Origin of the sequence: Ottowia flava (assembly GCF_008017535.1) — a bacterium.
Lineage (GTDB): Bacteria > Pseudomonadota > Gammaproteobacteria > Burkholderiales > Burkholderiaceae_C > Ottowia > Ottowia flava.
Map to the genome: position 1 here is coordinate 89,213 of NZ_VRUA01000010.1, position 21,410 is coordinate 110,622.

Genomic DNA, 21,410 nt, shown 5'->3' on the forward strand with positions numbered 1-21,410 from the left:
GGATTCTCCAATGAACAGCGCCGTGAACCACGGGCCATCGACCGCCGCCGGGGCGGCCAGCGACCAGGACGGGCTGGCGCAGGAATTCGTGCAATTTGCCATCGACGCAGGGGTGCTGCGCTTCGGCGAATTCAAGACCAAGGCGGGGCGGATGAGCCCCTACTTCTTCAACGCCGGGCTGTTTGACGACGGGGCCAAGCTGGCGCGGCTGGCGCAATTCTATGCGCGGGCCCTGCTGGCGTCGGGGCTGGAGTTCGACGTGATCTTCGGCCCCGCCTACAAGGGCATTCCGCTGGGCGCGGCCGTGGCGGTGGAGCTGGCACGCCAGGGCGTCAACAAACCTTTTGCCTACAACCGCAAGGAAGCCAAGGACCACGGCGAAGGCGGCACCCTGGTCGGCGCGCCGCTGCAGGGCCGGGTGCTGATCGTGGACGACGTGATTTCGGCCGGCACCGCCGTGCGCGAGTCGATCGCGCTCATCCGCGCGGCCGGCGCCACGCCGCACGCGGTGGCGATTGCCCTGGACCGACAGGAGAAAGCGACGGAAGGCGGCAAGGACGTGGACTGGAGCGCCGTGCAATATGTCCGGGAAACGCTGGGCCTGCAGGTGTGCGCCATCGCCAACTTGGCCCAGTTATTGCATCACCTGCAGTCAACTGACAAATTTTTGCCCTACGTCAATGCCGTGTCCGCCTACCGGACGCGGTATGGCGTTGATCAGAGGACATGACGAACCGCCTGCGCTACCGCCCCTTTTTACAGATCGTCCGCTGGGTGACTAGCGCTGCCGTTGTGGCGCTGTGGGCCCCGGTGGCCAGTGCGCAGCCGGCCACGAGCAGCATCTACACCTGCATCGACGCGCACGGCCGTCGCCTCACATCCGACCGACCGATTCTGGCCTGCAACGACCGCGAACAGCGCGAGCTGAACCGCAGCGGCACCACCAAGCGCGTGGTCGGCCCGACGCTCACGGCCAAGGAGCGCGAGGCTGAGGAAGCCCGCCAGCGCGAAGCCGAGCTGGACCGCCAGCGCGCGCGCGACGCCATCCGCCGCGACGAGGCGCTGATCACCCGTTACCCCAACCAGGCCGCGCACGAACACGGCCGCAAGAACGCGCTGGCGCAAAGCCAGACCATCGTGGGCGCGGCCAAGGAGCGCATCGCCGAGTTGCAGCAGGAGCGCAAGGGCCTGAACGAGGAGATGGAGTTCTACAAGAAGGACCCGTCCCGGGCCCCTGCCAAGGTGCGCCGCGCGATCGAGGCCAACGCCGAGGCCATCGCCACCCAACAGCGCGCCATCGATGCCCAACAAGCCGAGCGCGACCGCATCAATGCCCGCTTCGATGAGCAACTGGCGCGCCTGAAAGTGCTGTGGGCGGCGCAGGCCAAGGCGCCAGGCAAGGCGCCGGGCGGTGCTTCCGCGCCTGCGGCGCGAACGCCCTAGAGCAGACCTGCCCTGGCCAGAGGGTGTTTCTCAAGCCAAATTGGCCGCCAGCCCTACAGCCATCAGCGCAAACAGCTTCTTATTTGATAGCATTTTTGGACTGACGCGCGCCGGCCAGCAGGCGCCACTCGCCTTCACGCGCCGCCGAGCTTGCTGCGCAGCAGTTCGTTCACCTGGCCCGGGTTGGCTTTGCCCTTGCTGGCCTTCATCACCTGACCGACCAGCGCGTTGAAGGCCTTGTCCTTGCCGGCGCGGAACTGGGCCACGTTGTCCGGGTTGGCGGCGATGACCTCGTCGACGATTTTTTCCAGCGCCCCTGAATCGTTCATCTGTTTGAGGCCCTTGGCCTCGATCAGCGCGTCCACCGCTGCGGCTGCGTCCGCAGCTTCCGATTTTTGCCCCTCGCCCGCCCACAGCGCCTCAAACACCTGGCGCGCGGCGGCGTTGCTGATGGTGTTGTCGTAGATGCGGCCGATCAGCGCGGCCAGCTGCGCGGCCGAGACCTTGGTCGCTTCGATGCCGATTTCTTCGGCGTTCAGGCGGCGCGACAGCTCGCCCATCACCCAGTTGCTGGCCAGTTTGGGCTGGCCGCTGGCCTGGGCGGCGGCTTCAAAGTAGGCGCCCATGGCCAGCGACTGCGTGAGCGTGGTGGCGTCGTACTCGGGCAGGCCGTAATCGGCCACGAAGCGCTCGGCCATGGCGCGCGGCAGCTCGGGCATGGTGGCGCGCGTGCTCTCGATCCACTCGGCCGACACGCTGAGCGGCGGCAGGTCGGGATCGGGGAAGTAGCGGTAGTCGGCCGAATCTTCCTTGGTGCGCATGGCGCGCGTTTCGCCCGTGTCGGGGTCGAACAGCACGGTGGCCTGCTGGATCGCCAGGCCGTCTTCGATCTGTTCGATCTGCCAGCGGATCTCGAAGTCGATCGCCTGCTGCATGAAGCGGAAGCTGTTCAGGTTCTTGATCTCGCGGCGCGTGCCCAGCGGCTGGCCCGGCTTGCGCACGCTGACGTTGGCGTCGCAGCGGAAGCTGCCTTCCTGCATGTTGCCGTCGCAGATGCCGATCCAGGTGACGATCTTGTGCAGCTCCTTGGCGTAGGCCACGGCCTCGGCGCTGCTGCGCATGTCGGGCTCGGTCACGATCTCCAGCAGCGGCGTGCCGGCGCGGTTCAAGTCGATGCCCGAAGCGTCGGGGAACTGGTCGTGCACCGACTTGCCGGCATCTTCCTCCAGGTGCGCGCGCACCAGGCGCACGGTTTTCTTTTCGCGCACCGCGTCGGCGCCCTTGCCGGTTTCGAGGAAGAAGCTGACCTCGCCACCCTGCACCACCGGGATCTCGAACTGGCTGATCTGGTAGCCCTTGGGCAAGTCGGGGTAGAAGTAATTCTTGCGGGCAAAAATGCTGCGTGGCGCAATGTGGGAGCCAAGTGCCAGTCCCAATTTGATAGCGCAGGCCACCGCCTCGCGGTTCATCACCGGCAGCGTGCCGGGCAGCGCCAAGTCAACCGCGCAGGCCTGGGTGTTGGGCTCGGCACCGAAGGCCGTGCTGGCCCGGCTGAAGATCTTGCTCTGCGTCTGCAGTTGGGCGTGGGTCTCGAAGCCGATGACGACTTCGTAGCCTTGGACGAGCGGAGCACTCATGGAATCAGACAGGACAAAGGTTTGAAATAAGCAGGGGCCGACCAGCGAACACAGGGCATTCGCGCGCTCAGCGCGGCGCCTGCCGGGTGAAAAGGTAGCGCGGATCGTCGCCCAGCGAGGCGTGCGTGCCGTGCTCGCGCAACTCCAGCGCGTTGTCCCGCAGGCGAAACGCCAGGCTGCCGCCACCCTGGGTGCGCAGCACGATCACATCGGGTGCCTGATCGTCGAAGCGGAACTTGCCGCGCGAGACAATCGGCGCCTTGCGCTTGCCGCGGTACAGCTCGCGCACGACGTAGCTGCGATCGGGGCGCAATTCCACCTCGATGTGGATGCCCAGGCAGTCGGCGCAACGCAGCTCGCCCGCATAGGTACCTTCCCAGGCCATGACCTGCACCGACCGCGGCGCCTGGATCGGCACGGGCGGCGCCGAGGTGGCCTGTGCAGGCAGGGTCGCGCCCAGCAGCGCAGCAAGGGCAATGACAAGAGGAACTCGCTTGTACATGTGAACTCCGGTTCAGGTGGCGCCGACCGGCTCAGGCCCCGGGCGGGCGGCGCTGGTGAAAATCGGTGGCCTGCTGCAGCCGGTGCGCGACGTTGAGCAAACGCCCCTCCTGCAGGTAGTTGCCGATCAGCTGGAGGCCGACCGGCATGCCGCCTTCGCCAAAGCCGGCGGGCACACTCAGGCCCGGCAGACCGGCCAGCGAGGCGGGTAGCGTGTAGATGTCGGCCAGATAGTCGGCCAGCGGGTCGTCGCCGTGCGCACCAATGCCCCAGGCGACCGAAGGCGCCACCGGACCGGCGATCACGTCGCATTGCTCGAACGCGCGCTGGAAATCCTGCGCGATGAGGCGACGCACCTTTTGCGCCTGCAGGTAGTAGGCGTCGTAGTAACCATGGCTCAGCACATAGGCGCCGGTCATGATGCGGCGCTGCACCTCGTCGCCAAAGCCCTGGGCGCGGGTCTTCTTGTACATGTCCTCCAGGTCGGTGTAGTCCGGCGCGCGGTAGCCGAACTTCACACCGTCGAAGCGGCTGAGGTTGGAGCTGGCTTCAGCCGCGGCGAGCACGTAGTACACCGGGATCGCCATGCGCGTGCGCGGCAGCGAGATGTCGACCACGGTGGCGCCCAGTTGGCGCAGTTCGGCCAGCGCGCCGTCAATGGCTGCGCGCACGTCGCCGTTCAGGCCCCCCCCGAAAAACTCGGTCGGCAGGCCGATGCGCAGGCCGGTCAGATCGCCCGTCAGGCCGCGCGTGAAGTCTTCGGCGGGCACATCGAGCGAGGTGGAATCGCGGTCAGGATCCGGCCCGCAGATGGCCGACAGCAGCAACGCGCAGTCTTCAGCGGTGCGCGCCATCGGGCCAGCTTGGTCGAGGCTGGAGGCAAAGGCCACCATGCCGTAGCGGCTGGCGCGGCCGTAGGTCGGCTTGATGCCGGTGATGCCGCAGAAGCTGGCCGGCTGGCGGATCGAGCCGCCCGTGTCGGTGCCCGTGGCCGCTGGCGCCAGACGCCCCGCGACCGCCGCCGCGCTGCCGCCGGACGAGCCGCCCGGCACGCGCACGGCGTCCCACGGGTTGCGCGCAACGCCGTAGGCCGAGTTCTCGTTGCCCGAGCCCATGGCGAATTCGTCGCAGTTGAGCTTGCCCAGCGTGACCATGCCCGCCTCGGCCAAGCGGTGCACCACCGTGGCGTCGAAGGGCGATCGGTAGGCCTCGAGCATCTTCGAGCCTGCGGTGGTGGCGAAATCGCGTGTGACGAAGATGTCCTTGTGCGCGATCGGTACGCCTGCCAGCGCGGGTGCGTTGCCCGCAGTCAGCAGGGCGTCGGCGGCGCGCGCCTGGGCCAGCGTGGCCTCTTCGTCAAGCGCCAGGTAGGCACCGAGATCAGAGGCTGCCTGGCTGCGCGCCAGGAAATGGCGTGCCACCTCGTCGGCAGACACATCCCGGGACTTCAATCGTGCGGCGAGCTGAGCCACCGTCAAATCGTGCAAGGCGTCGCTCATCACTCAATCACCCGGGGAACCAGATACAGGCCGTCTTCCACCGACGGGGCGCTGCGCTGATTGGCTTGGCGCTGGTTGTGCTCGGTGACCACGTCGTCGCGCAAGCGCAGGGTGATGTCCTGAATGGCGGCCACGGGGTGCGGCAAGGGCTCGACGCCTTGCGTGTCGACCTCGCACATGGCCTGCACCAGGTCGAAAAAGCCGTTGAGTTTGACGAGCATCTGCTCACTTTGAGCGTCGGTCAGCGCAAGTCGCGCCAGATGGGCGATGCGGTCGACGTCGTTGGGGGTCAGCGCCATGCGGATTGGCCAAAAGCGGTGTGCGGTTTTTGAAGGTTTTGGCCCGCTGGAAGCGGGTTCCAGACGGGCCAATGCGTTATTATCCCGCCTTTGCGCAACGGCCCCTCTTCGGGCCGCAATTGCACCCAAATCTCTCGCAAATCGCATCGAACAAGCTCAGCCGGCGGCAGGGTGCCGGCCAGCAGCCTCAAGGACATTTCATGTTTGGAGCTTTCCGTCGGTACTTTTCCACCGACCTGGCCATCGATTTGGGCACCGCCAACACCCTGATCTACGTGCGCGACAAGGGCATCGTGCTGGACGAGCCGTCGGTCGTCGCCATCCGCCACGAAGGCGGCCCGCAGGGCAAGAAGACCATCCAGGCCGTCGGCGGCGAAGCCAAGGCCATGCTGGGCAAGGTGCCCGGCAACATCGAAGCCATCCGCCCCATGAAGGACGGCGTGATCGCCGACTTCACCGTCACCGAGCAGATGCTCAAGCAGTTCATCAAGATGGTGAGCCGCCGCAACTTCTTCAACGGCCCGCGCATCATCATCTGCGTGCCCTGTGGTTCGACCCAGGTGGAGCGCCGCGCCATCCGCGAATCGGCCCTGGGCGCGGGCGCCAGCGAGGTCTACCTGATCGAGGAACCCATGGCCGCGGCCATTGGCGCCGGCCTGCCCGTGAGTGAAGCCAGCGGCTCCATGGTGGTGGACATCGGCGGCGGCACGACCGAAGTGGGCGTGATTTCGCTGGGCGGCATGGTCTACAAGGGCAGCGCCCGCGTGGGCGGCGACAAGTTCGACGACGCCATCGTCAACTACATCCGCCGCAACTACGGCATGCTGATCGGCGACCCAACGGCCGAGGCGATCAAGAAGCAGATCGGCAGCGCCTTCCCCGGCAGCGAAGTCAAGGAGATGGAGGTCAAGGGCCGCAACCTCTCCGAAGGCGTGCCGCGCAGCTTCACCATCAGCTCCAACGAGATCCTGGAAGCGCTGACCGAGCCGCTCAACAGCATCGTGTCGGAAGTGAAAAAGGCGCTGGAAGAAACCCCGCCCGAGTTGGGCGCCGACATCGCCGAGCGCGGCATGATGCTGACCGGCGGCGGCGCCCTGCTGCGCGACCTGGAGCGCCTGCTGGCCGAGGAAACCGGGCTGCCGGTGCTGGTGGCCGAAGAGCCCCTTACCTGCGTGGTGCGTGGCTGCGGCCTGGCGCTGGAGCGCATCGAGCGCCTGGGCAACATCTTCACCAACGAGTGATTGGGCTGCGGCCATCGCGCCGCGCTGGCCTATGCCCCACGCGGGAGCATGCCAAAAGCCAACGGAAGCAACTGCATACGCAAAAAGTGCCGCTCGCGCCGCCGGGAATTGCGCATAATGCTCACATTTCCGTAGCGAATCACTCCCGAATTCGCCAGCGACCGGCACCCGCTGACGCCCCATGCCTCTCGAAACGCTAGACCGCTCGCCGCCGCCCTTCTTCAAACAAGGGCCGTCGGCGCTGTCTCGCCTGGTGTTTTTCAGCGCCCTGGCACTGTTTCTGATGGTGGCCGATGCGCGCTTTCACCTGGTGCAACCCCTGCGCGCTGCCATTGCCACGGCGCTGTACCCGGCGCAATGGCTGGCCTTGCAGCCGGTGCAGATGGTGAACGATTTCACCGCCTACCTCACCGACCTGAAAACCGCGCACGTGACTGAAGAAGCCGCACGCCGCAAGCTGGCCGAACAGTCGCAGCGCGCCGGCCAGGTTGAACAGTTGCTGCTGGAAAACAACCGCCTGCGCGGCTTGCTGACGCTGCGCGAGCGTGTGCAGGTGACGGCCACCGCAGCGCAGGTGCTGTACGACGCAACCGACCCGTACAGCCGCCGCGTGGTGATCGACAAGGGGCAGATGCAGGGCATCGAGCCGGGCTCGCCCGTGATGGACGAATCCGGCGTGCTGGGTCAGGTGACGCGCGTCTACCCGTTCGTCAGTGAGATCACGCTGCTGATCGATCGCGATCAGGTGATCCCGGTGATGAACGCCCGCACCGGCGCACGCAGCGTGGCCTATGGAGACCCGACGCAGCACGGTGGCTCGATGGAGCTGCGCTACATGTCGGTCACCGAAGACGTCAAGGAAGGCGACTTGCTGACCACCAGCGGGGTGGACGGGGTCTATGCGCCCGGCCTGCCCGTGGCCAAGGTCACGCGCGTCGACCGGCGCAGCGACACCAGCTTTGCGCGCATCGTCTGCCAGCCCTTGGCCAACCTAAGCGCGGTCACGCACGTGATGGTGCTCACGCCGCTGACGCCGCCCTCCACCGCGGCGCTCCAAACGGCCAGTGCGCCGCTGCCAGGGGCTTTGCCCGCCGCGCGGCCCGCGTCGGCCGTGGTGGACGATGCGGTGGCCGCAGCACCCGCGCCGCGCGGCTCCCGCCCGGCTGGACCGCGTGCCGCGTCGGCCAGCGCCCCGGCGCGAGGCGCTCCAGTTGCGGCGACACCGCCACGGCGCACCGCACCGCCCGCACGGGCGGCCTCGAGCCCGCGCGCAGCCCCGCCCCGCACCGCTGCTTCAGGAGCCGCCCGATGATCATGCCGCGCGGCCAGCAGCTACTGTTGCCAGCCAGCCCCACCTTCATCTGGGGCAGCCTGCTGTTGGCGCTGATGCTCGACCTGCTGCCGTTGGGCCGCGTGCTGTGGATGCCCGACGTGCTGGCGGTGGTGCTGGTGTTCTGGAGCATCCACCAGCCGCGCCGCATCGGCCTGGGTGTGGCCTTTGTGTTTGGGCTGGTGCTGGATGTGCACGAGGCCTCGCTGCTGGGGCAGCACGCGCTGGCGTATTCGGTGCTGATCTACAGCGCCATCATGATCCACCGGCGCATCCTGTGGTTTTCGGTGCCGGGGCAGGCGGTGCAGTTGCTGCCCTTGTTCGCCGCGGCGCACGCCATTACCATCGCGCTGCGGTTGATCGGCGGCGCGGTGTTTCCCGGCTGGCAGGTGCTGCTGGCGCCCTTGCTGGAATCGGCCTTGTGGCCCTTCGTCAGCATCTTGTTGCTGGCGCCGCAGCGCCGGGCGCCGAACCCGGACGCCAACCGGCCCCTGTGACCGCTTTCGAGCAAAATCGCAACCCAGCCCTACAACCACCTGCGCAGACAGCTATCTTTTTCGTAGTATCAACGCATGGCTGAGATCCGCAACCTGGACGCCGAACTGACGCGCTTTCGCGTGCGGTTGGCCGTGGTCGCGCTGGTGGTGCTGGGCTGCTTTGCGTTGATTGGCTGGCGGCTTTATGTGTTGCAGGTGGTGCGCCACGACGTCTACGCCGAACGCGCCGAGACCAACCGCACGGCGGTGGTGCCGATCGTGCCCAACCGCGGCGAGATCCTGGACCGCAACGGCGTGGTGCTGGCCACCAATTACAAGTCCTACACGCTGGAAATCACGCCGTCGCGCACCGGCAAGCCGGTGGACGAGGTGATCGACGCGATCAACCAGGTGGTGGAAATCTCGCCGCGCGACCGCCGCCGCTTCAAGCGCCTGCAGGAAGATTCGCGGACCTTCGAATCGCTGCCCGTGCGCATGCGTCTGACGGACGAGGAAGTCGCCCGCTTTGCCGCGCAGCGCTACCGCTTCCCCGGCGTTGAGATCAAGGCGCGGCTGTTCCGCACCTACCCGCTGGGCGAGACTGGTGGCCACGTGGTGGGCTACATCGGGCGCATCAACCAGAAGGAGAAGGAGCGCATCGACGATTCGGACGATGCGCCCAACTACCGCGGCACCGACTACATCGGCAAGCTGGGCGTGGAGGCCAGCTATGAGAAGCTCCTGCACGGCACCACCGGCGTCGAGCAGATGGAGACCTCCGCCGGAGGCCACGCCGTGCGGCGCCTGGCCAGCCACCCGGCGACGCCGGGGGAGTCGATCCGCCTGTCGATCGACATCCAGTTGCAAAAGCTGGTGGAAGACATGTACGGCGAGCGCCGCGGCGCGCTGGTCGCCATCGACCCGCAGAACGGCGAGGTGCTGGCCTTCGTCAGCAAGCCAACCTACGACCCCAACCTGTTCGTGGAAGGCATCGACCAGGAAACCTGGACCGAGCTGAACGACTCGCTCAACAAGCCGCTGCTCAACCGTGCGCTGCGCGGCACCTATCCGCCGGGCTCCACCTACAAGCCCTTCATGGGCCTCGCGGCACTGGAAACCGGCAAGCGCGCGCCGAACACCGTGATCATGGACGGCGGCTCCTGGACCTTTGCCGGCCACACCTTCCGTTCCGGCCACGCGCTGGGCGCGGTGGACTTGTATCGCAGCATCGTGAAGTCCAGCAACGTGTACTACTACCAGCTGGCCAACGACATGGGCGTGAACGCCATCCACGACTTCATGAAGCCGCTGGGCTTTGGGCAGATCACCGGCATCGACATCCCGGGCGAAACGCGCGGCATCCTGCCGTCGACCGAGTGGAAGCGCACCACCTATAAGCGTGCAGCGCAGCAGAAGTGGTATGCGGGCGAGACGATCTCGCTGGGCATCGGCCAGGGCTACAACAACTTCACCATGCTCCAGTTGGCCAGCGCCACGGCCACGTTGGCTGCTGGCGGCGTGCGCCACACGCCGCACATCGTCAAGGCCGAGCAGGACCCCCAGACCCTGGCGTTCAAGGACGTCGAGCAACCCGCACCGGTCGACCTGGGCTACAAGCCTGCCAACGTGGCCCTGGTCAAGCGCGGCATGGTCGGCGTGACGCAGGAGGGCACCTCGACCCGCGTGTTCGCCGGTGCGCCCTACCTCTCGGGGGGCAAAACCGGCACGGCACAGGCGGTGACCATTGGCCAGAAATCGCGCTACGACGCCCGCCGCCTGGCCGAGCACCAGCGCGACCATTCGCTCTACATCGCCTTCGCCCCGGCCGACAACCCGCGCATCGCCGTGGCGGCCATCGTCGAAAACGCGGGTTTCGGCGCCGCGCACGCTGCCCCGCTGGTGCGCCGCGTGATGGACTACTGGCTGGCCGGTCTCTACCCCAGCGAAGCGGACATGCGCGCGGTGCAGCAGGGTCAGGCAGCCGCGCCCATCGGCACACCACGGCGCGTGGCCGACATGGTGCCTGGCACGGCCGCAGCAGCGGCCATTGCGCCCTGAGCGGCGCACGGCCGGCGATTCCGCCAAGCCGCGCGGCGGGGTGATCACACCCCCGTCGTTACCCAGTCGCTCGCCGTCAGGTCAGTTTTCACATGGCGCATTGACCCCTTCAATGCGCTTCACCTATGGTCGAAATAAAAACTATTATTTTTCCATTTTCATAAACACTTTATATGATGAGGGCACGCTGGACACGCCCCAGCCTCGTTCAATCAGCCAGGAGCTCCCATGAAAGACGATTCGAAGAAGTGCCCCGTTACCCACATGACCACGGATTTCGGCGCGCCCGTGGTCACCAACCGCAACAGCCTGACCGCCGGCCCGCGCGGCCCGCTGCTGGCGCAGGACGTCTGGCTGAACGAGAAGCTGGCCAACTTCGCGCGCGAAGTCATTCCCGAGCGCCGCATGCACGCCAAAGGCTCAGGCGCCTTCGGCACCTTCACCGTCACGCACGACATCACGAAGTACACGCGCGCCAAGATCTTCAGCGAAGTCGGCAAGAAAACCGAAATGTTCGCGCGCTTCACCACCGTGGCCGGTGAGCGCGGCGCCGCCGACGCCGAGCGCGACATCCGCGGCTTTGCCCTCAAGTTCTATACCGAAGAAGGCAACTGGGACATGGTCGGCAACAACACGCCGGTGTTCTTCATGCGCGACCCGCGCCAGTTCCCCGACCTGAACAAGGCCGTCAAGCGCGACCCCAAGACCAACCTGCGCAGCGCCACCAACAACTGGGACTTCTGGACGCTGCTTCCCGAGGCGCTGCACCAGGTCACCGTGGTGATGAGCGACCGCGGCATCCCCAAGAGCTACCGCCACATGCACGGCTTCAGCTCGCACACCTACAGCTTCTGGAACGAGGCCGGTGAGCGCTTCTGGGTCAAGCTGCACTTCCGCACGCAGCAAGGCATCGAGAACCTGACCGACGCCGAGGCGGCCGAGCTGGTGGGGAAGGACCGTGAAAGCAACCAGCGCGACCTGTTCGACGCCATCGAGCGCGGCGACTTCCCCAAGTGGAAGATGTACATCCAGGTCATGCCCGAGGTGGAAGCCGAGACCTACCGCCTGCACCCGTTTGACCTCACCAAGGTCTGGTACAAGGGCGACTACCCGCTGATCGAGGTCGGCGAATTCGAGCTGAACCGCAACCCCGAGAACTTCTTCCTCGACGTCGAACAGTCCGCCTTCGCCCCCAGCAACCTGGTGCCCGGCATCGGCGCCAGCCCCGACCGCATGCTGCAGGCGCGCCTGTTCAACTATGCCGATGCCCAGCGCTACCGCCTGGGCGTGAACTACCAGCAGATCCCCGTCAACCAGGCGCAGTGCCCCGTTCACAGCAACCACCGCGACGGCCAGGGCCGCGTCGACGCCAACTACGGCGGCCTGCCGCACTACGAACCCAACAGTTTCGGCCAGTGGCAGGGCCAACCGCAGTACGAAGAGCCGCCGCTGCGCATCCACGGCGACGCCAAGTTCTGGGACTTCCACGAGGACGACAAGGACTACTTCGAGCAACCGGGCAAGCTGTTCCGCCTGATGAAGCCCGAGCAACAGGAAGCCCTGTTCGGCAACACCGCCCGCGCCATGGGCGACGCCCCCGAGTTCATCAAATTCCGCCACATCCGCAACTGCAACGCCGCCGATCCGGCCTACGGTGCCGGTGTGGCCAAGGCGCTGGGGCTGGACCTGGCCAAGGCGCTCGCGTCCAAGAAGGACGACCCGATGAACGGCAACCCACTGGTGCCGCTGCCGGTCTGAAGGGCGTTCGCCACGCGGCGCCCCGCTCTAACCTGCGACGTCACGGTCGCAGGTTTTTTTCTTGCCGGCGACGGCGCTGAGCAGGCAGCTGCCAACGCGTGACCCGCGGCACAAGTGCTATCTAATCAGTAGCTGCCTGCGCAGATCCCCGTAGGGCGATCAGCCTATTTGACATATTTTTTTGGGGCTGACGTTCGTGTAGCGCACCCGACCCGTTCGCCGCCTGGCGTGCCGCGCTTCGGCGCAGCGCGTGCCGTCGACGCACAGCTCGCCGGGAAACAAAAAACGCCTTGAACTTCAAGGCGTTGGATGCGATGGCGCGGCTGGCGGGGATCGAACCCACGACCCTTGGCTTCGGAGGCCAATACTCTATCCACTGAGCTACAGCCGCTGCTGCAAGCCGGGGATTATCCCTGATTGTGGGCGGTGCACTGCGCGCGGGCTTGGCTGAGGTCGAATCCGAGGCCGCTGAGGTAGGCGTCGACCGCGGTCAGGGTGGTGGTTCGCAGGTCGAACGACCGGTCCAGCAGCCACTGGACCACCAGGCCATGGGCCAGGCCGTACAGGCCATGCGCCAGCGTTTCCGACGGCGCGGGCAGCGTGACGCGGTGGTAGTCAGCCGCACGCTGGATGGACTGCGTCAGCATCTGGATGCCCAGGCGCTGCTTTTGCACCTCGCGGTCGCGCAGGCTGCCCATTTCGGCCACCTGCTCGACCATCAGGCAGCCGATTTCCAGCACGCGCCGGGTGCGCTCGTCGGTGGCGATGACCACAACGGCCTCGTGCACACGTTCGAGCAACTGGATCAGCGGATCGCGCTCCACCTCGGCCAGCCGGGCCATGCTGGCATCGAGCGGGAGCGTGACGCGGTCCATCATGGCGGTGAACAGGTCGGCCTTGTCCTTGAAATGCCAGTACACCGCGCCGCGGGTCAGGCCGGCGTCTTCGGCGATCTCGGCCAGCGAGGTGCGTGCCACGCCGCGACGGCCGAACACGCGCTCGGCCGCATCGAGCAATGCGTCGCGCGTGGCAAGTGCGTCTTCCTTCGTACGGCGGGCCATCGGCAATAAAACCCCAGGGTGATGCAGGAAAATTGGTGTCGATGTTATCACATACATGCATGAATGTATGTAGAATGCCGTCAGAGATCCTTTTCTACATGCGGTGCCCGCTGACAATATCTGTCATCAGCAACCTGCAAGATGGCGCCAACATCAGCGCCGCCCCTTTCAACCACCGGGCCATCGGTCCGGTGATTGCCCGTTTCCTTTTGAACCGAGAACAACATGTCCGAACAACACGCCGTTCGCTCCTCCGCGCCCCACCGCTTGCTGCCGTTGGGCGCGGCCGTCCTGATCGCCTTCAGCCTGGCAGCGTGCGGCGGCGGTGACAAGAAGGATGCGCCTGCTGCCGCCGGTCCCGGCGCGGGCGGTGCCATGCCGCCACCGGAAGTCGCCGTGGTCACGGTGCAGCCAGGGACCGTGGGCCTGACAACCGAGCTGCCCGGCCGGCTGGAGCCCTCGCGCGTGGCCCAGGTCCGCGCCCGCGCCGCCGGCATCCTGCAAAAGCGCCTGTTCCAGGAAGGCAGCGATGTGCGCGCCGGGCAGAAGCTGTTCGCGATCGACCCTGCGCCCTATCAGGCGACGCTGCAAACCGCGCAGGCGCAACTGGCGCAGGCCCAGGCACAGCTCGCGCAGACCAGCGGCACGGTGACGCGCTACCGCCCGCTGGTGGCGGCCAACGCGGTCAGCAAGCAGGAGTTTGACGCCGCCGTTGCTGCAGAAAAAGCGGCTCAAGCCCAGGTGGCGGCTGCGCGGGCAGCTATCAAATCTGCAGACATCAACGTCGGCTACGCCACCGTCACGGCGCCGATTTCCGGCCGCATCGGCCGCGCACTGGTGACCGAAGGCGCGCTGGTGGGCCAGGGCGACGCGACGCAACTGGCGGTGATCCAGCAGATCAACCCGCTGTACCTGAACATCACGCAATCCGCCTCGGACGCGATGAAACTGCGCCAACAGCTGTCCAAGGGCCAGCTGGAGCGCGATTCGGGCGTTCAGTCCGTCAAGATCGTGCTGGAAGACGGCACCGAATACAGCCAGCCCGGCCGCCTGCTCTTCTCGGACCAGACGGTCGACCCGGCCACCGGCCAGATCCTGCTGCGCGCCGAGGTGCCCAACCCGCAGGGCGTGCTGCTGCCGGGCCTGTACGTGCGCGCGGTGATCGAGCAGGCACAGGTGGCCAACGCCATCCTGCTGCCGCAGCAAGCCGTGACGCGCGGCAGCCATGGCGACAGCGTGATGGTGGTCGCCGCCGACGGCGCTGTGGGTCCGCGCCCGATCAAGATCGGTGGCCAGAAAGGCACCGATTGGATCGTGACCGAAGGCCTGAAGCCGGGCGAGCAGGTGATGGTCGAAGGCGCCATGAAGCTGATGTTCGGTGCGAAGAAGGTCAAGCCCGTGGCTTGGGACCCGAACAAGCCCAAAGCCGGCGCCCCTGGTGCGGCGGCAGCTCCTGCTTCAGGAGCGTCCCGTGCACCGGCATCCGCCGCGTCGGCCCCCGCTGCAGCGCCCGCCTCGGCCGCGTCCCGTTGATTTGCTAGGACGCTCGCATGGCCAAGTTTTTTATTGACCGACCCATCTTTGCGTGGGTCATCGCGCTGTTCCTGATGGTGCTGGGCGCCATCTCGATCACGCAGTTGCCCATCGCCCAGTACCCGACGGTCGCTCCGCCCACGGTGGTGGTATCTGCCGCTTACCCCGGCGCCTCGGCTCAAACCCTGGAAGACGCCGTGCTGTCGGTGATCGAGCGTGAAATGAACGGCTCGCCCGGGCTGGCATACATGGAGTCGGTGGCGCAGGCCAACGGCACCGGCTCGATCACGCTGAGCTTCGAGCCCGGCACCAACATCGATCTGGCGCAGGTGGACGTGCAGAACCGCCTGTCGCGCGCCACGCCGCGCCTGCCTTCGGCGGTGAACCAGCAGGGCGTGCGGGTGGAGAAATCCGCCTCCAACTTCCTGCTGTTCGTGATGCTGTCTTCGGACGACCCCGGCACCGACATCAACGACATTTCCGACTACGCCTCGCGCAACGTGCTGCCCGAGCTGCAGCGCCTGCCCGGCATTGGCCAGGTGCAGCTGTTCGGCGCCGAGCGCGCCATGCGCATCTGGGTCGAGCCGGCCAAGCTGCAGAGCTACAACCTATCGACCGCCGACGTCGCCAGCGCCATCAGCCAGCAGAACGCACAGGTGGCGGGCGGCAGCATCGGCGATCTGCCGCTGGCGCTGGGCCAGACCATGAGCGCTACCGTGGTCGTGGCCGGCCAGCTGGCCAACGTGGAGCAGTTCAGCAACATCGTGCTGCGCGCCAACGCCGACGGCAGCACCGTGCGCCTGAAAGACGTGGCCCGGGTCGAACTGGGTGCTCAAAGCTACGCGACCTCGGCCCGTCTGAACGGCAAGCCCGGCGCCGGCCTGGGTGTACAGCTGTCGCCCAGCGGCAACGCCTTGGCCGCCGCCCAGGAAGTGCGTGCGCGCATGACGCAGCTGCAGCAGTTCTTCCCCGCCGGCATGAAGTGGGTGGTGCCCTACGACTCGTCCGACTTCGTGCGCATCTCGATCACCGAAGTGGTCAAGACACTGCTGGAAGCCGTTGCGCTGGTGTTCCTGGTGATGTTCCTGTTCCTGCAGAACTGGCGCTACACGGTCATTCCGACCATTGTGGTGCCCGTGGCGCTGCTGGGCACGTTCGCGGCGCTGCTGGCCTTCGGCATGTCGATCAACGTGCTGACCATGTTCGGCATGGTGCTGGTGATCGGTATCGTGGTGGACGACGCCATCGTGGTGGTGGAGAACGTCGAACGGATCATGGCCGAGGAAGGCCTGCCCCCACTGGAGGCCACGCGCAAGGCCATGGGCCAGATCTCCGGCGCCATCATCGGCGTGACCGTGGTGCTGATCGCGGTGTTCGTCCCGCTGGCCTTCTTTGCCGGCTCGGTCGGCAACATCTACCGCCAGTTCTCGGCGGTGATGGCGGTGTCGATCTTCTTCTCTGCCTTCATGGCTCTGTCGCTCACGCCCGCGCTGTGCGCCACGCTGCTCAAGCCGATCGACGACCACCACGCCGAGAAGCGCGGTTTCTTCGGCTGGTTCAACCGCCGGTTCAACCGCACGGCCAAGGGCTACGAAAGTATCGTGGGCAAGCTGCTGCGCCGCTCCGGCAGCCTGATGGTCGTGTACCTGGCGCTCGCCGTGGGTGCGGGTTGGCTGTACGCGCGCCTGCCCACCGGCTTCCTGCCGAACGAAGACCAGGGCACGATGCTGGTCAACATGCAGCTGCCGCCCGGTGCCACGCTGGACCGCACGATCGGCGTGATCGAACAGGTCGAGAACTACATCCTCAAACAGCCTGAAGTGGCCAGCATGGTCGCGGTCGCGGGCTTCTCGTTTGCCGGTCAGGGCCAGAACGCCGCGCTGTCCTTTATCTCGCTCAAGCCCTGGGACGAACGCAAGGGCGCCGAGCACTCGGTCGACGCCATCGTCAAGCGTGCGATGGGGGCCTTGTCGGGCGTCAAGGACGCGTTCATCTTCCCCTTAAGCCCGCCGCCGATTCCTGAACTGGGCGTCAGCTCCGGCTTCAACTTCCGGCTGCAGGACCGCGGTGGCAAGGGCCACGACGCGCTGCTGGCGGCGCGCAACCAGATGCTGGGCATGGCCATGCAAAGCAAGGTGCTGGACGGCGTGCGCCCCGACGGGCTGGAAGACGCGCCCCAACTGCAGATCAACATCGACCGCGACAAGGCGGCCGCGCAGGGCGTGACCTTTGCCGCCATCAACAACGCGATTTCGGCGTCGCTCGGCTCGGCCTACGTCAACGACTTCCCCAACCAGGGGCGCCTGCAGCGCGTGATCATCCAGGCCGACGCACCCGCGCGCATGCAGCCGGAAGACATCCTGCAGCTGACCGCGCTGAACAGCAAAGGACAGGCGGTGCCGCTGTCCGCCTTCGCCTCGACCCAGTGGATCACGGGCGCCATGCAGACGATCCGCTACAACGGCTACCCGTCGATGCGCATTTCCGGCGCTGCCAAGGCCGGGCACTCCACCGGCGAAGCGATGAAGGAAATGGAAGCGCTGGCGGCCAAGCTGCCGGAAGGCTTTGGCTACGAGTGGACCGGCCAGTCGCGCGAGGAAAAACTCGCCGGCAACCAGGCGCTGATCCTGTACGGCTTCGCCATCCTGGCGGTGGTGCTGGCGCTGGCCGCGCTGTACGAAAGCTGGTCGATCCCGCTGGCGGTGATTCTGGTGGTGCCGCTCGGCGTGCTGGGCGTGCTGCTGGCGGTGACCAGTCGAGGGATGTTGAATGACGTGTACTTCCAGGTGGGGCTGATCACCATCATCGGTCTGTCCGCGAAGAACGCCATCCTGATCATTGAGTTCGCGAAAGACCTGCAGGCCCAGGGCCTCAGCGCGCTGGAATCGGCGCTGGCCGCGGCGCACCTGCGGTTCCGCCCGATCATCATGACCTCGCTGGCGTTCACGCTGGGCGTCGTGCCTCTGGCCACGTCCAGCGGGGCAGGCGCGGCCAGCCAGCGCGCCATCGGCACCGGGGTGATCGGCGGCATCGTCGTCGGCACCTTGCTCGCCGTGTTCTTCGTGCCGATCTTCTTTGTGGTGGTGCGCAAGTTCTTCAAGAGCTCGCAGCGCGAGCAGGAGCGCTTTGCCGAGCACGCGGCGCAGTCGGGCATCACGCCTGAAGCGGCACGCCACTACGTCGAGGATGCGGAGTCCAACCTTTCCGAGGCCGACCGCCGCGCCCTGCACGACGGTGCGCACGACGCCCCGCAGCCCAACCCCCCTAAGGATCAACCATGATGGGCACACGCTCCCTCGTCCTCCCCACCGCGGGCACGCCGCGCTTGCGCGTGCTGGCCGCCGCAGCCCTGATGGTGGTGCTGACCGGCTGCTCGCTGGTCCCCCAATACGAGCGCCCCGCCGCGCCAGTGGCTACCGACTGGCCGGCCAGCGCCGGCGCCCAGCCGGAAGGCCTGATCGCCGCGGCCGACCTGCCATGGCAGCAGTTCGTGCAGGACGAGCAGCTGCGCCAGCTGGTTCAGCTGGCGCTGGACAACAACCGCGACCTGCGCGTGGCGGTGCAGAACATCGAGCAGGCGCGCGCGCAATACCAGATTCGCCGCGCCGACCAGGTGCCCACGCTGGGCGCCAGCGCCGGCGGCACGCGCTCGGCACCCAACCCGTATGCGGCGATGGGCGGCTCCAGCGTGTCCTCGCAGTACTCGGTCGGCATCGGCGTTTCGGCATGGGAACTGGACTTCTTCGGCCGCGTCGCCGCGCTCAAGGATGTGGCCTTGGCCAACTACCTGGCGACGGAAGAAGCGCGCAAGAGCGCCCAGATCAGCCTGATCGCCAGCGTGGCCAGCACCTGGCTGCAGCTGAAGACCGACACCGAGTTGCAAGCCCTGGCCGAGCGCACGCTGGCCACACGCGACCAGTCGCTGCGCCTGACCAAGCTGCGCTTTGACAACGGCGTCTCGTCGGCGCTCGACATGCGCCAAGCCGAATCCCTCAGCGCCAGCGCGCAGGCCACGCGCGCCCAGCAGGCACGTCTGCGCGCGCAGGACATCAACCTGCTCACGCTGTTGGTCGGCCAGCCGCTGCCGGACGAATTGATCCCGGCCGTGCCGCCGGTCAACCTGGCCGCGGCGCCCAACGATTTGACCAAACCGACGGCCGCCGTCGAGCCGGCCGCCCCGCTGCCCGGCTTTGCCGAAGTGCCGGCCGGCCTGCCGTCGGACCTGCTGCTGCGCCGCCCGGACATCCGCGCGGCCGAACAGCAGCTGATTGGGGCCAACGCCAACATCGGCGCGGCGCGCGCCAACTTCTTCCCACGCATCACGCTGACCGGCTCGCTCGGGCGCGTCAGCAGCGACCTGGACGGCCTGTTCGGCTCCGGTGGCATGAGGGCCTGGTCGTTCGGCCCCAGCATCACGCTGCCGATCTTCGACATGGGCCGCAACCAAGCAGGCCTGGATTCCGCCAAGGCCGGGCGCGAGATCGCCGTGGCGCAGTACGAGAAGAGCATCCAGACGGCGTTCCGCGAAGTGGCCGACGCCCTGGCTGGCCGCGCCACGCTTGCCGATCAGCTGGCCGCGCTGACCGCCCAAGCCGTGGCCGAACGCGACCGCTTCCGTCTGGCCGACCTGCGCTACCGCAACGGCATCGCCAGCTACCTCGACCTGCTGGACGCGCAGCGTTCGCTGTTTGCGATCGAGCAGGCGCTCGCCCAGACCCAGTTCGCACAGCGTGCCAACGAGGTGCAGCTGTACAAGGCGCTGGGCGGCGGCTGGACCGAGCCCGCACCGCAAGCCATGTCTGCCGCCACACCGGCAAGCTGAGGGCCCTGCGACTGCCGGGCGGGGGTCCGGCAGTCCCTATAATCAGCGGTTGCCGCGCGCGCGTTCGATGTGCCGCGCTGCGCTTTTTTTTCGACACCCACGACGAGAGTCCCCGAGGACGCCATGAGCGACATCACGCACGAGGAAGCACACACCGGCCCGATCAAGACCCCCAAGCAGCTGTTCTGGGTCAGCGTGGGGGCTTTCGTGCTTCCGGTGTTCATCATCATCGGCCTCGTCTATTTCGTGACCACCAGCAACAAGCTGGCGCCCGGCGCGACCGACGTGGAACGCGGCATTGCCGAGCGCCTGCAGAAGATCGGCACGGTGGAAGTGCGTGACGCCAACCGCCCGCTGGTGGCCGGCGCCGAGGTCTACAAGGCCCAGTGCGCGGCCTGCCACGCCACCGGCACCGCCGGCGCGCCCAAGTTTGAAGACACCGCCGCCTGGGCGCCCCGCATTGCCCTCGGTTTCGACACGCTGGTGCAGTCCGCGCTGAAGGGCAAGGGCGGCATGGCTCCGCAAGGTGGCGGCAACTTCACCGACACTGAAATCGCTCGCGCCGTGGCCTACATGGCCAACGCCGCTGGTGCCAAGTTCACCGAGCCGGCTGCGCCCGCTGCCGGCGCCAGCGCCGCGGCTTCGGCCGAGGCTGCCCCGGCGCCTGCGGCCGCTGCCGCGCCTGCCGCTGCACCGGCTGCAACCCCCGCTCCGGCGGCCCCCGCGTCGGCCGAGGCAGCACCCGCTGCGGCCGCCCCCGCGGCAGCCACCGCCGCGGTCGACCCTGCCGTGGGCAAGGCGCTGTACGACAAGAGCTGCGTGGCCTGCCACGGCGCTGGCGTGGCCGGTGCCCCGAAGTTTGGCGACAAGGCGGCCTGGGCGCCCTACCTGGCCACTGGCATCGACACCATGCTGAAAGTGGCGATCACCGGCAAGGGCGCCATGCCCCCGCGTGGCGCCTCCACCGCCACCGACGACGAACTGCGTGCCGCCATTCAGTACATGGCGGACGCGGCCAAGTAAGTCTTTCGCTGCCACCACAAAAAAGCCGCTCCCTCGAGCGGCTTTTTTGATGTTTTATGCCGCTGGCCCTACAGCCACCTGCGCAAGCAGCTATCAAAGTTGAAGTAATCAGCCCGTCGCAGGCGCCTTGCCTGACGCCGCCTGCGGGCTGAGCACGTAGCCACCCAGCGCCGGCAGGCTGGCGCTGTCCACCTCGCGCGGTATCCAGCGCCCGGCGTCCACCGCGTCGGCCAGCAGGCCCATGTCCTGCGTGTGCACCAGGCCCAGGCCGCGGTCGGCCTGCAGGAAGACGCGGCCCTGCTCGTCCACCAGCGCCTCCTGCACCTGCGCCGGCCGGCCGTCCTGCGCCGTGACGCTGCCATCGTCCGCCAGCCGCCAGACCCAGGGCGCGGCTTCCAGCTCGACGAACACGCGCTGCGGCCCGTTCTGAAAGAACCAGCGTCCCTGCTCGTCGGGCTGGTAGTTGCGCTGGATGAAGGCGACCAGCTTTTCGTGCACCAGGCGCGAGCCCTTGGCGCCGGGCACGCCGCTGGTGAACGTGCCCAGCGCCTGGGCCTCGCCGTCGCGCAGGTACCAGTCACCACGCGCGTCCAGGCCCAGCCAGCCGTAGCAATGCGGCACGTTCGGCCACTTGGCCATGGCCTGCAACACGATGTCGTCCATGCGGGCCATGATACGCGGCGCGCAACGGAGAGCGCGTCGATCCATTCAGATGGGTGAATGGAACGT

At 67.2% G+C, this 21,410-nt stretch carries 17 protein-coding genes and 1 tRNA gene; 11 read left to right on the top strand and 7 right to left on the bottom strand.

Annotated features, from left to right (window positions below; genetic code table 11):
* Nucleotides 1-10 precede the first annotated feature (10 nt).
* Together pyrE and FVQ98_RS11635 are read left to right on the top strand one after the other, a co-directional pair.
* Nucleotides 11-730, top strand: coding sequence for an orotate phosphoribosyltransferase (gene pyrE, locus FVQ98_RS11630; protein WP_147913605.1), 720 nt, complete (start codon nucleotides 11-13; stop codon nucleotides 728-730).
* The gene (locus FVQ98_RS11635; RefSeq protein ID WP_147913606.1) at nucleotides 727-1,443 is read left to right on the top strand and encodes a DUF4124 domain-containing protein; all 717 of its coding nucleotides are present in this window, start codon (nucleotides 727-729) and stop codon (nucleotides 1,441-1,443) included. Before pyrE ends, FVQ98_RS11635 begins: the two co-directional genes overlap by 4 nt.
* Before the next feature lie 134 nt (nucleotides 1,444-1,577).
* Here the strand turns inward: FVQ98_RS11635 and gatB are convergent, their stop codons facing one another.
* The 4 genes from gatB to gatC form a co-directional block, all read right to left on the bottom strand.
* Entirely contained in the window at nucleotides 1,578-3,080 is a 1,503-nt protein-coding gene (gene gatB / locus FVQ98_RS11640) for an Asp-tRNA(Asn)/Glu-tRNA(Gln) amidotransferase subunit GatB (protein WP_147913607.1), read from the bottom strand.
* A gap of 67 nt (nucleotides 3,081-3,147) precedes the next feature.
* On the bottom strand, nucleotides 3,148-3,582 hold the full coding sequence (locus FVQ98_RS11645) for a copper resistance protein NlpE (protein ID WP_147913608.1): 435 nt from the start codon (nucleotides 3,580-3,582) through the stop codon (nucleotides 3,148-3,150).
* 31 nt (nucleotides 3,583-3,613) lie between these two features.
* The gene (gene gatA, locus FVQ98_RS11650; RefSeq protein ID WP_147913609.1) at nucleotides 3,614-5,080 is read right to left on the bottom strand and encodes an Asp-tRNA(Asn)/Glu-tRNA(Gln) amidotransferase subunit GatA; all 1,467 of its coding nucleotides are present in this window, start codon (nucleotides 5,078-5,080) and stop codon (nucleotides 3,614-3,616) included.
* Nucleotides 5,080-5,379 (bottom strand): Asp-tRNA(Asn)/Glu-tRNA(Gln) amidotransferase subunit GatC, encoded by a 300-nt coding sequence (gene gatC / locus FVQ98_RS11655; protein ID WP_147913610.1) that lies wholly within the window; start codon nucleotides 5,377-5,379, stop codon nucleotides 5,080-5,082. Before gatC ends, gatA begins: the two co-directional genes overlap by 1 nt.
* A 200-nt stretch (nucleotides 5,380-5,579) precedes the next feature.
* Here gatC and FVQ98_RS11660 point away from each other — a divergent pair, with 200 nt between their 5' ends.
* From FVQ98_RS11660 to FVQ98_RS11680, 5 genes are all read left to right on the top strand, one after another.
* A complete protein-coding gene (locus FVQ98_RS11660; protein ID WP_147913611.1) occupies nucleotides 5,580-6,620 on the top strand; it encodes a rod shape-determining protein in 1,041 nt (346 codons plus the stop codon).
* A 181-nt stretch (nucleotides 6,621-6,801) separates the two neighbouring features.
* Nucleotides 6,802-7,932, top strand: a complete 1,131-nt coding sequence (gene mreC / locus FVQ98_RS11665) for a rod shape-determining protein MreC (RefSeq protein WP_147913612.1) — start codon at nucleotides 6,802-6,804, stop codon at nucleotides 7,930-7,932.
* Nucleotides 7,929-8,447, top strand: coding sequence for a rod shape-determining protein MreD (gene mreD, locus FVQ98_RS11670; protein WP_147913613.1), 519 nt, complete (start codon nucleotides 7,929-7,931; stop codon nucleotides 8,445-8,447). The genes mreC and mreD overlap by 4 nt, the downstream gene beginning before the upstream one ends.
* Before the next feature lie 75 nt (nucleotides 8,448-8,522).
* On the top strand, nucleotides 8,523-10,484 hold the full coding sequence (gene mrdA / locus FVQ98_RS11675) for a penicillin-binding protein 2 (protein ID WP_147913614.1): 1,962 nt from the start codon (nucleotides 8,523-8,525) through the stop codon (nucleotides 10,482-10,484).
* 228 nt (nucleotides 10,485-10,712) lie between these two features.
* Complete coding sequence (locus FVQ98_RS11680) at nucleotides 10,713-12,242, top strand: catalase (protein WP_147913615.1); 1,530 nt, start codon at nucleotides 10,713-10,715, stop codon at nucleotides 12,240-12,242.
* A gap of 315 nt (nucleotides 12,243-12,557) precedes the next feature.
* Here FVQ98_RS11680 and FVQ98_RS11685 read toward each other — a convergent pair.
* Both FVQ98_RS11685 and FVQ98_RS11690 read right to left on the bottom strand, forming a co-directional pair.
* Nucleotides 12,558-12,633: transfer RNA gene (locus FVQ98_RS11685), tRNA-Arg, on the bottom strand.
* A 16-nt stretch (nucleotides 12,634-12,649) separates the two neighbouring features.
* Nucleotides 12,650-13,303, bottom strand: coding sequence for a TetR family transcriptional regulator (locus tag FVQ98_RS11690; RefSeq protein ID WP_147913616.1), 654 nt, complete (start codon nucleotides 13,301-13,303; stop codon nucleotides 12,650-12,652).
* Nucleotides 13,304-13,528: 225 nt separating this feature from the next.
* Here FVQ98_RS11690 and FVQ98_RS11695 point away from each other — a divergent pair, with 225 nt between their 5' ends.
* From FVQ98_RS11695 to FVQ98_RS11710, 4 genes are all read left to right on the top strand, one after another.
* A complete protein-coding gene (locus FVQ98_RS11695) occupies nucleotides 13,529-14,836 on the top strand; it encodes an efflux RND transporter periplasmic adaptor subunit (RefSeq protein WP_147913617.1) in 1,308 nt (435 codons plus the stop codon).
* Between the two features lie 17 nt (nucleotides 14,837-14,853).
* Nucleotides 14,854-18,117, top strand: coding sequence for an efflux RND transporter permease subunit (locus FVQ98_RS11700; RefSeq protein WP_147913618.1), 3,264 nt, complete (start codon nucleotides 14,854-14,856; stop codon nucleotides 18,115-18,117).
* Nucleotides 18,117-19,658, top strand: a complete 1,542-nt coding sequence (locus FVQ98_RS11705) for an efflux transporter outer membrane subunit (RefSeq protein ID WP_147913619.1) — start codon at nucleotides 18,117-18,119, stop codon at nucleotides 19,656-19,658. The genes FVQ98_RS11700 and FVQ98_RS11705 overlap by 1 nt, the downstream gene beginning before the upstream one ends.
* 123 nt (nucleotides 19,659-19,781) lie before the next feature.
* Nucleotides 19,782-20,681 (top strand): c-type cytochrome, encoded by a 900-nt coding sequence (locus tag FVQ98_RS11710; protein WP_147913620.1) that lies wholly within the window; start codon nucleotides 19,782-19,784, stop codon nucleotides 20,679-20,681.
* A gap of 108 nt (nucleotides 20,682-20,789) precedes the next feature.
* Here FVQ98_RS11710 and FVQ98_RS11715 read toward each other — a convergent pair whose 3' ends face one another.
* Nucleotides 20,790-21,344 (bottom strand): DUF2946 family protein, encoded by a 555-nt coding sequence (locus FVQ98_RS11715; RefSeq protein WP_147913621.1) that lies wholly within the window; start codon nucleotides 21,342-21,344, stop codon nucleotides 20,790-20,792.
* Nucleotides 21,345-21,410: the final 66 nt, after the last annotated feature.

Coding starts and splice junctions, on each gene's coding strand:
- pyrE (WP_147913605.1), top strand. CDS start 11: ATGAACAGCGCCGTGAACCACGGGCCATCGACCGCCGCCGGGGCGGCC.
- FVQ98_RS11635 (WP_147913606.1), top strand. CDS start 727: ATGACGAACCGCCTGCGCTACCGCCCCTTTTTACAGATCGTCCGCTGG.
- gatB (WP_147913607.1), bottom strand. CDS start 3,080: ATGAGTGCTCCGCTCGTCCAAGGCTACGAAGTCGTCATCGGCTTCGAG.
- FVQ98_RS11645 (WP_147913608.1), bottom strand. CDS start 3,582: ATGTACAAGCGAGTTCCTCTTGTCATTGCCCTTGCTGCGCTGCTGGGC.
- gatA (WP_147913609.1), bottom strand. CDS start 5,080: ATGAGCGACGCCTTGCACGATTTGACGGTGGCTCAGCTCGCCGCACGA.
- gatC (WP_147913610.1), bottom strand. CDS start 5,379: ATGGCGCTGACCCCCAACGACGTCGACCGCATCGCCCATCTGGCGCGA.
- FVQ98_RS11660 (WP_147913611.1), top strand. CDS start 5,580: ATGTTTGGAGCTTTCCGTCGGTACTTTTCCACCGACCTGGCCATCGAT.
- mreC (WP_147913612.1), top strand. CDS start 6,802: ATGCCTCTCGAAACGCTAGACCGCTCGCCGCCGCCCTTCTTCAAACAA.
- mreD (WP_147913613.1), top strand. CDS start 7,929: ATGATCATGCCGCGCGGCCAGCAGCTACTGTTGCCAGCCAGCCCCACC.
- mrdA (WP_147913614.1), top strand. CDS start 8,523: ATGGCTGAGATCCGCAACCTGGACGCCGAACTGACGCGCTTTCGCGTG.
- FVQ98_RS11680 (WP_147913615.1), top strand. CDS start 10,713: ATGAAAGACGATTCGAAGAAGTGCCCCGTTACCCACATGACCACGGAT.
- FVQ98_RS11690 (WP_147913616.1), bottom strand. CDS start 13,303: ATGGCCCGCCGTACGAAGGAAGACGCACTTGCCACGCGCGACGCATTG.
- FVQ98_RS11695 (WP_147913617.1), top strand. CDS start 13,529: ATGTCCGAACAACACGCCGTTCGCTCCTCCGCGCCCCACCGCTTGCTG.
- FVQ98_RS11700 (WP_147913618.1), top strand. CDS start 14,854: ATGGCCAAGTTTTTTATTGACCGACCCATCTTTGCGTGGGTCATCGCG.
- FVQ98_RS11705 (WP_147913619.1), top strand. CDS start 18,117: ATGGGCACACGCTCCCTCGTCCTCCCCACCGCGGGCACGCCGCGCTTG.
- FVQ98_RS11710 (WP_147913620.1), top strand. CDS start 19,782: ATGAGCGACATCACGCACGAGGAAGCACACACCGGCCCGATCAAGACC.
- FVQ98_RS11715 (WP_147913621.1), bottom strand. CDS start 21,344: ATGGACGACATCGTGTTGCAGGCCATGGCCAAGTGGCCGAACGTGCCG.